Source organism: Paeniglutamicibacter selenitireducens, from assembly GCF_051550675.1.
GTDB lineage: Bacteria > Actinomycetota > Actinomycetes > Actinomycetales > Micrococcaceae > Paeniglutamicibacter.
Genome location: NZ_JBPULF010000011.1, coordinates 130,327 through 142,842, shown reverse-complemented (window position 1 = coordinate 142,842; position 12,516 = coordinate 130,327). Strand labels below are relative to the sequence as shown.

The window sequence follows — 12,516 nt, the reverse complement described above, 5'->3', positions numbered from 1 at the left end:
CTAAATTGACCGGTTCGTTGCGGCTAGGCTTGATTCCGTGAGCACCGAAAACTTCAGTCCCGCCGACATTTCCCTGGCCTCCCGACTGCGCTCGACGGCGCTGGAGGCCGCCCGGCTTGCCGCGCCGGTGCTGCGCCAGGCCTTCCGCAGCGACGTCCGGCGCGAGAACAAGACGAACGCCCACGACCTGGTCACGGCCTTCGACCGGCGCAGCGAGGAGATCATCCGCACGCACCTGCTCGCGTCGGAACCAGATTCGTGGGTTTTGGGTGAAGAAGGAGGCACCAGCGGTGCGGGCAGCATCCAGTGGATCGTGGACCCGATCGACGGGACCAGCAACTTCACGCACGGCGTCGCGTTCTTCTGCATTTCGATCGCCGCCGCACGCGACGGCGAGCTGCTCGCCGGCGTGGTGCTGGATCCCATGACTGGCCACGAGTTCACGGCCGATGCGGAACATGCCTACCTCAACGGGGAGGTCCTGGCGCCGGCGCCCCGCCCCGACCAAGCACACGCGAACCTCATGACCGACTACCCCTCGGCGGAGGCCCTGGTGGTCGACGGTTCCCTGGGGCTTGCCGAATTCGGGTCGTGGGTCACGACATTCGCCACGGTGCGTCGCAAGGTCTCTGCGGCACTGGCGCTGGCGCATGTGGCGGCCGGCTGGTGCGACGCCACATTGGGGCTGGACACCAAGCCCTGGGACATCGCCGCCGGCGCCTTGCTGGTTCGGCGATCGGGCGGACGCTACCTGGCCTACCGCTATGACGACAGGCAACTGCCGGACCACGCCGCTCCGTGCTTCATCGCGCTGGGCCCCGGCGCGGACTATCCCGCCGCCACGGCATCGGTCGAGCGGATCATTGCTGCGCGGAGAGCGTCGGGATTCGGCGCCTAGTGTCCCGCCATGGCGTCGAGTTCGTCACTGATCGAGTAGTCCCCGGTGTTCTCGATCCAGGAGGCTCCGATCATGCATTGGGCTTGGGCGCCGAGGCCCTCCGCCTCGTCTTCGGTGACCAGGTAGCCCTCGGAGTCGTAGACCGCGCAGCTTACCTTGCCGTCATTCTCTCCGACATTCGTGGCGATGACGCCGCCGAAGAGGGTCGATGCCATATGGCTTTCGGTAAAGGTGCCCCGCTGGTTGCTTGACACTTCCGCGGTGGGTTCGGTGGTGGTGAGGGAGATTTCGTATTCGCCGGTGGACGAGGCCACGAATTCGTAGGTGTCGCTGCGGTCCATGAACGACATCAGGGTCGTGAACAGCAGCGCGTATAGGATCGACACGAGCAACCCGAACGCGCCCGTCACCAGGGCTGTCACCGAGAAGCCGCGGCGGTTCAGGCGCTTGGCGATGCCGACGATGCCCAGCACCATGGCCAGCGGACCCAGGACGAAGGCCACGAAGCCGAAGAACGGGATGAGCGAAACCGCCGCCGCGATGATGCCTGTGACCATCGCGAAGGTCGTCATCCCGTGGGTGGGTTGCGGGGCGTTCCAGCCACCCGGGCCGTATCCGTAGGTTCCGTAGGCCGGGTACTGGCCCGGGTATTGCCCCGCATACTGGCCCTGGTACTGTCCGGCGTTGTACCCCGGAGGCACGCCAGGTCCGGAGGGTCCGCCCAGTTGTTGCCCGGCGTACTGGCCGCCGTACTGGTTGGCGTACGGGCCACCCACTTGACCCGTGTACTGGCCATTGCCGTAACCCTGCTGGTTCCACGGCTCGTTGCTTGAGCCGCCGACTGGCGGGGTATTCGGGTCGGACATGAGACTCCTTGAACGAAAGGGATCGGCGTGCGGGACACGCTGCGGCTCTAGAACGAAATTACCCGCTTCCGCGGGCTTGGCACAATCGGGCTAGTCCGAGCCGTCACCCAGGCGGTAGACGGAACCATCCGGGCGTCGCAGAAGCACCCCGTAATCCACAAGGTAGCGGCGCAGCATCACCGCGTCATCGGCAATGTCCTCGAGCCTCAAGGTCAGGTCGGGTTCGCTGAGTTCCTCGCCGTGCTTCATCACCCGTGCCCCGACGGAACGCAACAGCGACAGGCGTTCCGCGTGGTTCTTGGGGTACCGATCGATACGGCCATCGGCATCCAGGAAGCGGTCGATCCCCTCCTTGGGCGTGCTTGAGGCAGCAACCGCCAAGGTGCGTGCAAAGACACCCGCGTCGGGCTGCCCGTCGGCAGCAAGCAAACCCGCCGCCCGGAGGTTCTTCTCGGCCTTGTCCCGCCGCGCCGGCGGCAGGTCTGCAGGGATCCCCAACAACGCCTGGGCGTACGCCCTGCGTGTTTCCTCGTTCGCCAGTGCACCGAAAACCCGGCGCCAGTCGGCCGTCGATTCGCTCATCGGTTCCTTCATTGTTCTTCCCTCGTTTTTCCGTCCACCCGGGCATACCCTGAGGGCATGGCTACTCTATTTCATCGAAATGCGCAGGCCGCCGTGCACCACCACGGTGGCGGATCACTCATCCTCGGCGGCATCCTGGCTGCCCTGCTGTTCGGGATCTTCGCAGTTTTCCTGGCCGGCACCAACGGCACCTGGACGCCCATGCTGATCGGAATTTCCTTCGGCATCTCGGCGGCCCTTTTCGGGACCGTCTACCACTTCACGCACTGAACCGACCCTGCAACCACGCCGACCGGGACAACCTCCAGCCGGCGTGGTTTTCCTATGCCCGCCCGACCGTTGCGGACGGTTCCTGCGCCGCAGCGGCCCTGCCGGCCGACCGCCCGCTGAACAGGCAGCCACCCAAGAACGTCCCCTCCAGCGCACGGTATCCGTGGCATCCGCCGCCACCGAACCCGGCGGCCTCCCCTGCCGCGTACAGGCCCGGCACCGGTTGCCCCTCGGCGTTCAGCACGCGGGAATCCAAATCCGTGTTGAGTCCGCCCAGCGACTTGCGGGTCAGGATGTTCAACCGGACGGCAATCAGCGGCCCGGCCTCGGGCTCGGTCAAAGCGTGAGGCTTGACGCTGCGGATGAGCCTGTCCCCCACGTAGTTCCGGGCGCTGTTGACGGCCGTCATTTGCCCGTCCTTGCCGAAGGGGTTCCGGACGGCAGAATCCCGCGCATCGACAACTGCGGCGACTTCCCCGGGGTCGAGCAGGTCTTCTCCGGTCAGCTCGTTCATCTTCTTCACGAGTTCCTCGAGGGTCGGGGCCTGCACGAAGTCCGCGCCCCGGTCGAGGAACGCCTGCACCGGGTCCGGCACTTCCTCCTTGGCCCTGGCCAGGACGGCGCGCACGTCCTTTCCCGTCAGGTCCGGGTTCTGCTCGCTTCCCGAAAGTGCGAATTCCTTGCCGATGATGCGCCGGTTGAGGATGAACCAGCTGTGGTCGTGGCCCGTGCCGCGCAAGTGCCCGAGGGTGCCCAGGGTGTCGAAGCCCGGCCACAGCGGATCGGGCAGGCGCTTGCCCGTGGCATCGAGCCACAACGAGCTGGGCCCGGGCAGGATGCGGATCCCGTGGTTGTGCCACACGGGGTTCCAGTTGGAGATGCCCTCGGTGTAGTGCCACATCCGGTCGCCGTTGACCAGCCGGCCGCCGGCTCGCCCGGCGATGTCCAGTCCGCGCCCGTCCACGTGCGCCGGAACTCCCGCAACCATCTGCTCCGGAGCCTGGCCCAGGCGCTCGGGCCAGGCGGCCCTGACCTTGTCGATGTTGCCGCCGATTCCGCCGGTGGCGACCACAACCGCCGGGGCGAAATACTCGAACTCGCCGATCACCGTGCGGCTGCTGGCCGTGCCCCGCGCGGCACCGTCGGCTTCGAGCAGGGTTCCGCGCACGCCGTGCACCGCCCCGTCGACGAGGACCAACTCGTCGAGCTGGTGCCGCCACAGCATGGTCAGCTGCCCCTTCGCTACGGCCGTTTTTGCGGCCTTGGCGAACGGCTCGACGATTCCGGGCCCGGTTCCCCAGGTGATGTGGAAGCGCGGGACGGAGTTTCCCGGTCCCTGCGCACCTCCCCCGCCACGCTCGGCCCAGCCGACGACGGGGAAGAACTTGATGCCCCGCTGGCGCAGCCATTCGCGCTTCCCGCGGGCCGCCCAGCGGACGTAGGCCTTGGCCCATTCCCGGGGCCAGTGGTCCTCTTCGCGGTCGAAGCCCGCCGTCGCGAACCAGTCCCCCAGCGCCAGCTCTTCCGAGTCCTTGACTCCCAGCCGACGCTGTTCGGGCGAGTCGACGAGGAAGATCCCGCCGAAGCTCCAATAGGCCTGCGCCCCAAGGTTCGCCTCGGATTCCTGGTCGATCAGCAGCACCCTGCGGCCCGCGTCGACGGCTTCGGTGGCGGCGACCAGCCCGGAGAGACCCGCGCCGACAACTATGACATCAAAGTTTTTCGAGTGTGGTGTGTTCCCCATGAAACCACCCTACCGAATGGTAACCCGGATCACATCCGGCGCGCCTTTGGCCGCGCGGCAGCGGCACGCATAAGGTGTCACTGCATGCGGCCGCCGAATCGGCGATTCCGGGCGGCCCGCATGAACCGAAAGTACAAGAAAACCCGCACGGCCAGTCGGCCGTGCCCGTAACGGAGTGTTGAGATGGATACGAAGGCCGAAGTTGAACATGTCCTGACAGTCGCCTGCCCGGAACGCCCGGGCATCGTGCATGCGGTGACGGGCTTCCTCATGGAACAGGGCCGGGACATTGCCGAACTCAAGCACTTCGGCGACCGCCGGGCCGGGCAGTTCTTCATGCGCATCGACGTTGCCGGCACCGACGCCCCGGGCCTCACCGAATCCATGCAGAAGGCCTTCGCGCCGCTCGCCGAGGAGCTGGACGCCCAGTGGACGCTGGACCCCAAGGGCACCAAGCGCCGCGTGCTGATCATGGTTTCCAAGTTCGGCCACTGCCTCAACGACCTCCTGCACCGGGCACGTCTTGGAGAGCTGCCCGTCGAGGTCGTCGCAGTGGTCTCCAACCACCGCGACCACGAAGCGCTTGTCGCCTGGCACGACATCCCGTTCTACCACGTGCCCGTCACCCCGGACACGAAGCCGGCGGCCGAGGCCCGCCTGCTGGAACTGATCGACGAGTACGACGTGGAGCTCGTGGTGCTGGCCCGCTACATGCAGGTGCTCAGCGACGAACTCAGCCGCAAGCTCACCGGCAAGACCATCAACATCCACCACTCGTTCCTGCCCAGCTTCAAGGGGGCCAAGCCCTACCACCAAGCCTGGGACCGCGGGGTCAAGACCGTGGGCGCCACGGCGCACTACGTCAACGCGGAGCTCGACGAGGGGCCGATCATCTCCCAGCAGGTCCAGGCCGTCGACCACACCTACTCCCCCGAGGACCTGGTGGCGGCCGGCCGCGACACCGAATGCAAGGCGCTCTCCGACGCCGTCAAGTGGCACTGCGAGGGCCGAGTCTTCCTCTACGGCAACCGCACGGTGGTCCTGCGCTAGAGCGGGCCGACGGCGGCGGTCCGGCGCCGGTACGGGTGCCGGACCGCCGCCCTCACTCGTCGAGGCCGGCCGCGGCCCTTCGGTTGCGCCCGCGCCGGGCGGCACCGAAGGCGACCTTGCCGACCAGCGCCAGGACACCCAGTCCCGTGATCATCTGGATCGTGACAAGCCCCCGGCTCAGCGAGTTCGTGGCAACGATGTCCCCGAACCCGACGGTGGAGAAAACGGTGGTGGTGAAGTAGAGCGCGTCGACCCTGTCCAGCGGTTCGCTGAAGTATGACGGGTCGGTGGTCGAAAGGGACAGGTAGAGCAGGGCGAAGAGCAGCAGGAACGCCACGACGCTCTCCACCACGGCCTCCACGGCCCGGACCAACGGGACCCGGGCCGAGACCACGATCCGCACCTGGAGGGCCAGCACTGCAACAAACGCCAGGATCACCACGGAGAGCCTGAGCCACGCCGAAAGGGAGGTGCTCTTGTGGAACCCGTCCACGGGAATCACAAAATAGAGCACGAACATGGCAACCACCACGAGGATGATCCGTGCGGCGGCACGCACCGCGAGACGCAGGGCGAGGTCGACCTCTTCAACCTCGAGCGGGTCCGCGAAGTCGTCCGGGTTGATTCCTGTGGCCATGATGCGTTCCAACCGTTCAATATCAAGGACTCGCGCGCGGTGGAGACGCGCCGTTCATCAACGATAGCCGCAAGCGGGCGTTCGAAACGGGCGATTTCGCCCTGGCCCCGGGGGAAATCCGCATGCCGGCCGGGAATAGCCGGTAGCCTCGAAGGTCCACCCCGTTGTTCCACGGCCGTTTCCAAGGAGGCTGGCAGGCATGGACCTTGTTTCCGTACTGGTCATCGTCGGTGTTTGCCTGCTATGCCTCTTGCCGCTGGCGTTCGGCGCGTTCCGGAGTTTCGACGGGCGGGCCAACGAGCTGGAGGGGCACGACCCGGAAACCGCGAACGCCCTGCGCACGGCACGCAGGGACATTGACCGGGGCAAGGGACGGTACGGTCCCTGACACCCTAGGCGGTGCGTCTTGGCGCCCCGGGCATCCGCGCCACAGTGTCCTCGAACACGGGCGGCGCGGGCACTGACCAAGTGTTTTGCCCTCCGGTAGCATTTCGAGCATGAACACCGCCAGCTCCCCAGAGGTCCCGTCCGTCAAGACGCTGCTGCAATTGTCGATCCCGGCGATCGTGGTGGGTGCCGTTTCGGCCCTGGGCTTGTTCCTCGTGGACGAGGCAGCATTCCTCGTGGAGGAAGTCCTCTGGGTGTGGCTCCCCGGCCTGCTGCACATCGCACCGGAGTCGGGATGGTGGATTTTTGCCGTCCTGAGTTTCACGGGGTTCGCCATCGGCCTGGTCGTCACGTTTGCGAAGGGGCACGGCGGCACCGACTCCGCGACGGTCGAACTTATTTCGCCTCCGATGCAGCTTTCAGCTGTCCCCGGGTTGGTCGTCGTGGCGGCACTGGGCCTGGGCGGCGGCGTCAGCCTCGGCCCGGAGTCCGCGATCATCGCCATCAACACCGCCGTCCTCGTGGCACTTGTCAAGCGCTTCTGGCCGCACGTCGGCACGGAGCTGGTGATGATGCTTTCCATCGCGGGCACCATCGGCGCGCTCTTCGGCAGCCCGGTGGCCGCAATCCTTGTCCTGACAGGTGTTGTCGCGGCGGCCAAGACAGGAGGGGTGCTGTGGGACAGGCTCTTCCTCCCGCTGCTGGCGGCCAGCACGGCCTCGGTGGTGTTCGGGGCCCTCGCCGGACCGCAGCTTCGGGCGCCGGCGGTCCCGCCGCTGGACGGCCCCCTGCTGGCGATGCTGCCCGCGGCGGTCATCGTCGCTGTCGTTGCCGGCCTTGTCGGGCTCCTCGGGTCGGTGCTGTTCCAGCCGCTGCACGGACTGTTCCGCCGGTTGAAGCGGCCGCTGCTCTACACCACGCTAGGCGGGGTGCTGCTGGGCTTGCTGGGTGCCCTCGGCGGCCCGTTGACGCTGTTCAAGGGAAGCACCCAGATGGTGGAGCTCGTGGACCGGGCCGGGGAGTTCACCGCCTGGCAGCTTGCCGCCATCGTCGCCATCAAACTCGCGGCACTGCTTGTCGCCGGGACTGCCGGGTTCCGCGGCGGGCGGATCTTCCCCGCCGTGTTCATCGGCGTGGCCGTCGGGTTGCTGTGCCATGCGGTGGTTCCGCAGGTCCCCCTCCAGTTGGCTATCGCCTGCGGCGCCCTGGGCACCGTCCTGGCCGTGTCCCGCGACGGCTGGATCGCGTTGTTCATCGCCGTGGTGGTGGCCGGCGACATCGGCCTGCTGCCGCTGTTGTGCTTCGTGGTCCTTCCACTCTGGCTGATGGTGGCCCGGGCCCCCGAAATGATCGCCCACGTCCCGGCACACCGGGAAACCGGGGCAACCCCCGCCCATTGAGTCGCCGGCAGGCGCACCACGGCGGAGCGCTTGTATGGCAGCAACGGCGCCGGGGTGCCATCCTGTGAACACGGCCTTTCAGCGTCAAGCTGCTTGAACGACATTCCGAGAGCTGGGCCCCGCGGGAGGTTTGAGGCAATGACTGGTGATGAACGCCGGCGGCAGCTGGGCGAGAACGATGCGCCCGTGGAAGAGGACATCGAGGAGCACTTCGACAGGATCGTCGACGAGGGCGCCCAACGCCTCGCACGTTCCTGGAGCACGATGCTTGTCACGGGGACCTTCGGGGGGCTGGAAATCGGCGTCGGCGTGCTGGCCTATCTGGCGGTGCTGCACGAAACGCACAACCACCTGCTGGCGGGGCTGGCGTTTGGCATCGGCATGGTGGCCCTGCTCCTGGCCAAGAGCGAACTGTTCACCGAGGGGTTCCTGGTGCCGATCGCCGCTGTCGCCGCCAAGGAGGCGAGCGTGCGCCAGCTGTTCAAGCTGTGGGGCACCACCCTAGCGATGAACCTGGTGGGCGGCTGGATCTTCATGTGGATCGTGGTGCAGGCCTTCCCGCAATGGAAGCCCGAATTGGAGGACGCGGCACGCTACTTCGTGGATGCCGGGTTCACGCTGCAGTCGGTCTGCCTGGCAATCCTTGCCGGCAGCACCATCACGCTGATGACGCGCATGCAGCTGGGCACCGACTCGGATGTGGCGAAGATGGCGGTGGCCGTGGCAGACGGGTTCATCCTCGTCGGATTGCAGCTGTTCCATTCGGTCCTTGATTCACTGCTCATCTTCGGCGCAATCCATGCCGGGGTCCCCATCGACTACGGGGACTGGCTGGGCTGGTTCGGCTACACGGTGTTCTTCAACATGGTCGGCGGCCTGCTGCTTGTCACGGCCCTGCGGCTGGTGCGCAACAAAGAGCTGATCCGCGAGCGCCGGGAACAGGCGCCTGAGGATCCTGACGCAGCACGCTGACGCGGCACGGTTGCGGCGCCCGGATGCGGCATCCCGCGGATACAGCACGGGGGCCCGGTTCGCGTGAACCGGGCCCCCGTGACTGGCCTTTTGGGCCGAACGCAGCCGTTTAGAGGTGCGTGGGTGCGAACATCTTCAGCAGGGTCTGCACCACGACCACGTTGGGGCCGTCCGCGGCGAAGGACTCCTCGAGTGCCTCGCGGATGTTCTCCGGTTCCACCAGGCGGGCCGGCACGCCGAAGGACTCGGCAAGCGCCACGAAGTCCGGGCGGGCCAGTTCGGTGGCTGTGGCTTTCCCGAAGGCGCCTTCCATGTACTCGCGCAGGATGCCGTAGCCGCCGTCGTCGACGATCAGCCAGGTCACCGGCGCGTTGTGCTGCTTGGCCGTGGCCAGTTCGGCGATCGAGTACATCGAGGAGCCGTCACCGGACACCGCGAGCACCCGTGCCTCGGACGCCGAGGCACCCGCAACCTGCAGGCCGAGCGCGCCGCCGATGGCCGAGGGGTAGCCGTAGCCGAGGCCGCCGGCGCCCTGCGCCGAGTGGAACTCGCCGTCCTTCGAATCCCAGCAGCTCCAGCCCCAGTAGGCGGAGATGGTCATGTCCCAGAACGTCTGCATGGCGGAAGGCACCGCCGCACGGATGTCGGCCATGAACTTGCGTTCCTTGGCCAGGTCCTGCGAGTCGAGTCGCGCGGTGACCTTGGCCAGGGTTTCGGCAACAACCTGCTGCGGGGTGTTTCCGTGCCAGTCGGCGTTCACGCCGCCGCCGACCGTGACCAGGGCGTCGCGAAGGTAGGCCAGTGCGGCCTTGGCGTCGGCCCGGATGCCCAGCGCGGGGCGGTTGGATTCAAGCACGCGCGGTTCGGCGTCGATCTGGATCAGGTGCCCGCGCGGCTCGAGGGTGAAGTAGTTGCTCGTGACCTCGCCCAGTGCGGAGCCGACGACGATCAGGACGTCGGCGTCCTCCAGGACCTCGGTGGCGTGGCGGTCCTCGACCCAGGACTGGAGCGAGAGCTCGTGGGTCCAGGGGAAGGCGCCGTTGCCGCCGGGGGAACAGATGACGGGGGCGCCCAGGAGCTCGGCGACCGCCAGCAGCTCTTCCTCGGCGCGGGCGCGGCGGACGCCGCCGCCGGCAACGATGACCGGGCGGCGCGCATCGGAAAGCCAGCGCACTGCCTCGTTGACCAGCTCGACGCGCGGCGGGTGCTCGTAGGCCTCGGCCAGCGCGTCGACGACCGGCGGAACCAGCACCGGTGCCAGCAGCACGTCCTGCGGAACCTCGACCCAGACCGGGCCCTGGGGCACGGTGATGGCGTCGGCCCAGGCATCCTGGATGGCCGAGGGGATGCCGGAGGCGTGGTGCACGGTGCGCTGGGACTTGGTGACGTTGGCGGCGGAGGCCTTCTGGTCGTCAAGCTGGTGTAGCATGCCCTTGCGCCGGGCGCCGAGTCCGTCGAGCGGAATCTGGCTTGCCACAACGACGATCGGGACGCCTGTCGCGTAGGCCTCCTGCAGGCCGGCGAGCGAGGTCAGCGCACCGGGGCCGGTGGACAGGAAGAGCACGCCGACCTCGCCGGTTGCCCGCGAGTAGCCGTCGGCCGCGAAGGCCGAGTTGTTCTCCACGCGGGAGGACACGAAGTGCAGGTCGGAGCGGGACAGCGCGTCGAAGAGACCCAGCGCGTGCTGGCCCGGGATGCCGAAGACGGTCTTGGCGCCGAGCGCCTCCAGCGTCTCGATGACAAGGTCGCCGCCGTTGCGCTGGGCGGCGGTGCCCGAAACCTCGGAGGTCATTCGCTGTCCTTCTTGTCGTTGGCGCGCTTGTCGGAGATCAGCGAGATCAGGTCGTAGGCGACGTGGGAGGCGGCGACGCCGGTCATTTCGGCGTGGTCGTAGGCCGGTGCGACCTCGACGATGTCCGCGCCGACGATGTTCATGCCGCGCAGGCCGCGGATGATCTCGAGCAGTTCGCGGCTGGTGATGCCGCCGGCCTCGGGGGTTCCGGTGCCCGGTGCGTGCGCCGGGTCAAGCACGTCGATGTCCACCGAGATGTACAGCGGGCGGTTGCCGATGCGGTCGCGGAGCTTGTCCACGACTTCGCGCACGCCCTGGTAGTAGACGTCGGAGCTTGTGACAATGCCGAAGCCGAAGCGCTTGTCGTCCTCGAGGTCCTTCTTGCCGTACAGCGGGCCGCGGGTGCCCACGTGGGAGATGGCCTCGGTGTCGAGGATGCCTTCCTCGACAGCGCGGCGGAACGGGGTGCCGTGGGTGTATTCGGCGCCGAAGTAGGTGTCCCAGGTGTCAAGGTGGGCGTCGAAGTGGAGCATGGCCACCGGGGCGCCAGCACGCTCAGATGCCGCGCGCAGCAGCGGCAGGGCGATGGTGTGGTCGCCACCGAGGGTCACCAGCGAGGAGCCGTCGGCGGTGAGGTCCAAGGCGTTCTGCTGGATGGTTTCGATGGCCTCGTTGATGTTGAACGGGTTCACCGCGAGGTCGCCGGCGTCGGCCACCTGGTTCAGGGCGAAGGGGGAAACGTTCAGGGCCGGGTTGTACGGGCGCAGCAGGCGCGAGGCCTCGCGGATGTGGGTGGAGCCGAAACGCGCTCCGGGGCGGTAGGAAACGCCGGCGTCGAAGGGAACGCCAATGACCTTGATGTCGGCGCTCGGGACCTGGTCGATGCGGGGCAGGCGCGCGTACGTGCCGAGCCCGGCGAAACGCGGGATCCTCGAGGCATCGATGGGCCCTACGTTACCGTTTTCTTCAATGCGGATTTCTTGCATGATTTACCTCCACGACATCGCGTCCTCGACGGGTACGCCAACCACCATAAGTTGTCCAATATGAAACAACAGTTGCCTTCCATGCTATTTGTGGTGCGGCTAACAGTCAAGGGTGGAGGCGCCGGTAGCGTCAGATTTCCCTGCCGAGCATCTCCCGCAGGGCTGCAACATGCCCGACATAGGCGAAGCGCCCCTCGCGTGTCAGCGACACCCGGGTGTGGCTTCGACCGAGCTTTGTGAATTTGTCGATGGAAACATAGCCCGCATCGGCGAGCTGCTTGAGGTGCTTGCTCAAGACCGAATCCGCCACGGCAAGCACATCGCGAAGCTGCGAGAACTCGGCCCATTGGACAGGCGCAAGGCTCGCGCAGATGCGCAGCCGGAGCGGGGCATGGATCAACTCATCGAATCGGCCTGGACTAGACGGGGCGTTCACTTGCATCCTCCAGGCGGCTGCGCGCCTCGGCGCGCAGCAATCGGGAAACGACGAACAAGGAGAAGGCGAACGTCACAACCCATTTGGCCGCAACTTCCCACCAGAGGAGCGCCTCCCAGAATCGGCTCGCCTGGAACGCCAGGGAAAGCAGCAACACATAGCCGATGTAGGAACCGGAATGCCGCGTCATGGTCCGCTGCTTGGGGCGCGCACGCATCAACAGGAAGTACCAGAGGCCCAGCGGAAGCGTCAGCAGCAACAACCACAGTGAGACAGACACAGGAACTACATGGAAGATCGAAAAGAGTGTGGCCACCAGTGCCGCCATGGCAACCAGGAAGGCCCTGGGTGGGCGAATGGAGTCGACCATGCGGTCGGCCGCCTGCTCCGCTTCGACCAGGGCAAGGGCCGGATCCGGGCCCCAAGATGCTTTGTCCGACACGTCAAACCTCGCTTTCCGTCGCGGAAAGTCTTGCCTTTCCGCAACGGAAAGTCA

General features: G+C 66.9%; 14 protein-coding genes. 6 read left to right on the top strand and 8 right to left on the bottom strand.

The window, feature by feature from the left end; all coding sequences use genetic code 11:
* The first annotated feature begins 37 nt into the window (after positions 1 to 37).
* A complete protein-coding gene (locus ACSYDW_RS16985) occupies positions 38 to 898 on the top strand; it encodes an inositol monophosphatase family protein (RefSeq protein WP_438339915.1) in 861 nt (286 codons plus the stop codon).
* Here ACSYDW_RS16985 and ACSYDW_RS16980 read toward each other — a convergent pair.
* Positions 895 to 1,764, bottom strand: a complete 870-nt coding sequence (locus ACSYDW_RS16980) for a hypothetical protein (RefSeq protein ID WP_438339914.1) — start codon at positions 1,762 to 1,764, stop codon at positions 895 to 897. The two genes, ACSYDW_RS16985 and ACSYDW_RS16980, sit on opposite strands and share 4 nt — an antisense overlap.
* Positions 1,765 to 1,854: 90 nt before the next feature.
* The gene (locus ACSYDW_RS16975; protein WP_438339913.1) at positions 1,855 to 2,346 is read right to left on the bottom strand and encodes a DUF2087 domain-containing protein; all 492 of its coding nucleotides are present in this window, start codon (positions 2,344 to 2,346) and stop codon (positions 1,855 to 1,857) included.
* A 57-nt stretch (positions 2,347 to 2,403) separates the two neighbouring features.
* Here ACSYDW_RS16975 and ACSYDW_RS16970 point away from each other — a divergent pair, with 57 nt between their 5' ends.
* The gene (locus ACSYDW_RS16970) at positions 2,404 to 2,616 is read left to right on the top strand and encodes a hypothetical protein (protein WP_438339912.1); all 213 of its coding nucleotides are present in this window, start codon (positions 2,404 to 2,406) and stop codon (positions 2,614 to 2,616) included.
* A 52-nt stretch (positions 2,617 to 2,668) separates the two neighbouring features.
* Here the strand turns inward: ACSYDW_RS16970 and ACSYDW_RS16965 are convergent, their stop codons facing one another.
* Positions 2,669 to 4,360 (bottom strand): FAD-binding dehydrogenase, encoded by a 1,692-nt coding sequence (locus ACSYDW_RS16965; protein WP_438339911.1) that lies wholly within the window; start codon positions 4,358 to 4,360, stop codon positions 2,669 to 2,671.
* 183 nt (positions 4,361 to 4,543) lie between these two features.
* Here ACSYDW_RS16965 and purU point away from each other — a divergent pair, with 183 nt between their 5' ends.
* Positions 4,544 to 5,410 (top strand): formyltetrahydrofolate deformylase, encoded by an 867-nt coding sequence (gene purU / locus ACSYDW_RS16960; RefSeq protein WP_438339910.1) that lies wholly within the window; start codon positions 4,544 to 4,546, stop codon positions 5,408 to 5,410.
* 52 nt (positions 5,411 to 5,462) lie between these two features.
* Here the strand turns inward: purU and ACSYDW_RS16955 are convergent, their stop codons facing one another.
* Positions 5,463 to 6,047, bottom strand: coding sequence for an ion channel (locus tag ACSYDW_RS16955; protein ID WP_438339909.1), 585 nt, complete (start codon positions 6,045 to 6,047; stop codon positions 5,463 to 5,465).
* Between the two features lie 199 nt (positions 6,048 to 6,246).
* Between ACSYDW_RS16955 and ACSYDW_RS16950 the strand changes: the two genes are divergently transcribed.
* From ACSYDW_RS16950 to ACSYDW_RS16940, 3 genes are all read left to right on the top strand, one after another.
* A complete protein-coding gene (locus tag ACSYDW_RS16950; protein WP_438339908.1) occupies positions 6,247 to 6,435 on the top strand; it encodes a hypothetical protein in 189 nt (62 codons plus the stop codon).
* A 109-nt stretch (positions 6,436 to 6,544) separates the two neighbouring features.
* On the top strand, positions 6,545 to 7,834 hold the full coding sequence (locus ACSYDW_RS16945) for an ion channel protein (protein WP_438339907.1): 1,290 nt from the start codon (positions 6,545 to 6,547) through the stop codon (positions 7,832 to 7,834).
* 138 nt (positions 7,835 to 7,972) lie between these two features.
* Positions 7,973 to 8,806 (top strand): formate/nitrite transporter family protein, encoded by an 834-nt coding sequence (locus ACSYDW_RS16940; RefSeq protein WP_438339906.1) that lies wholly within the window; start codon positions 7,973 to 7,975, stop codon positions 8,804 to 8,806.
* A 109-nt stretch (positions 8,807 to 8,915) separates the two neighbouring features.
* Here the strand turns inward: ACSYDW_RS16940 and ACSYDW_RS16935 are convergent, their stop codons facing one another.
* The 4 genes from ACSYDW_RS16935 to ACSYDW_RS16920 form a co-directional block, all read right to left on the bottom strand.
* Entirely contained in the window at positions 8,916 to 10,598 is a 1,683-nt protein-coding gene (locus ACSYDW_RS16935; protein ID WP_438339905.1) for a thiamine pyrophosphate-binding protein, read from the bottom strand.
* Positions 10,595 to 11,584 (bottom strand): agmatinase, encoded by a 990-nt coding sequence (gene speB, locus ACSYDW_RS16930; protein ID WP_438339904.1) that lies wholly within the window; start codon positions 11,582 to 11,584, stop codon positions 10,595 to 10,597. Before speB ends, ACSYDW_RS16935 begins: the two co-directional genes overlap by 4 nt.
* Before the next feature lie 130 nt (positions 11,585 to 11,714).
* Positions 11,715 to 12,020, bottom strand: a complete 306-nt coding sequence (locus ACSYDW_RS16925) for a transcriptional regulator (RefSeq protein ID WP_438339903.1) — start codon at positions 12,018 to 12,020, stop codon at positions 11,715 to 11,717.
* The gene (locus ACSYDW_RS16920) at positions 12,004 to 12,462 is read right to left on the bottom strand and encodes a hypothetical protein (RefSeq protein ID WP_438339902.1); all 459 of its coding nucleotides are present in this window, start codon (positions 12,460 to 12,462) and stop codon (positions 12,004 to 12,006) included. Before ACSYDW_RS16920 ends, ACSYDW_RS16925 begins: the two co-directional genes overlap by 17 nt.
* Positions 12,463 to 12,516 lie beyond the last annotated feature (54 nt).

Coding starts and splice junctions, on each gene's coding strand:
- ACSYDW_RS16980 (WP_438339914.1), bottom strand. CDS start 1,764: ATGTCCGACCCGAATACCCCGCCAGTCGGCGGCTCAAGCAACGAGCCG.
- ACSYDW_RS16975 (WP_438339913.1), bottom strand. CDS start 2,346: ATGAGCGAATCGACGGCCGACTGGCGCCGGGTTTTCGGTGCACTGGCG.
- ACSYDW_RS16970 (WP_438339912.1), top strand. CDS start 2,404: ATGGCTACTCTATTTCATCGAAATGCGCAGGCCGCCGTGCACCACCAC.
- ACSYDW_RS16965 (WP_438339911.1), bottom strand. CDS start 4,360: ATGGGGAACACACCACACTCGAAAAACTTTGATGTCATAGTTGTCGGC.
- purU (WP_438339910.1), top strand. CDS start 4,544: ATGGATACGAAGGCCGAAGTTGAACATGTCCTGACAGTCGCCTGCCCG.
- ACSYDW_RS16955 (WP_438339909.1), bottom strand. CDS start 6,047: ATGGCCACAGGAATCAACCCGGACGACTTCGCGGACCCGCTCGAGGTT.
- ACSYDW_RS16950 (WP_438339908.1), top strand. CDS start 6,247: ATGGACCTTGTTTCCGTACTGGTCATCGTCGGTGTTTGCCTGCTATGC.
- ACSYDW_RS16945 (WP_438339907.1), top strand. CDS start 6,545: ATGAACACCGCCAGCTCCCCAGAGGTCCCGTCCGTCAAGACGCTGCTG.
- ACSYDW_RS16940 (WP_438339906.1), top strand. CDS start 7,973: ATGACTGGTGATGAACGCCGGCGGCAGCTGGGCGAGAACGATGCGCCC.
- ACSYDW_RS16935 (WP_438339905.1), bottom strand. CDS start 10,598: ATGACCTCCGAGGTTTCGGGCACCGCCGCCCAGCGCAACGGCGGCGAC.
- speB (WP_438339904.1), bottom strand. CDS start 11,584: ATGCAAGAAATCCGCATTGAAGAAAACGGTAACGTAGGGCCCATCGAT.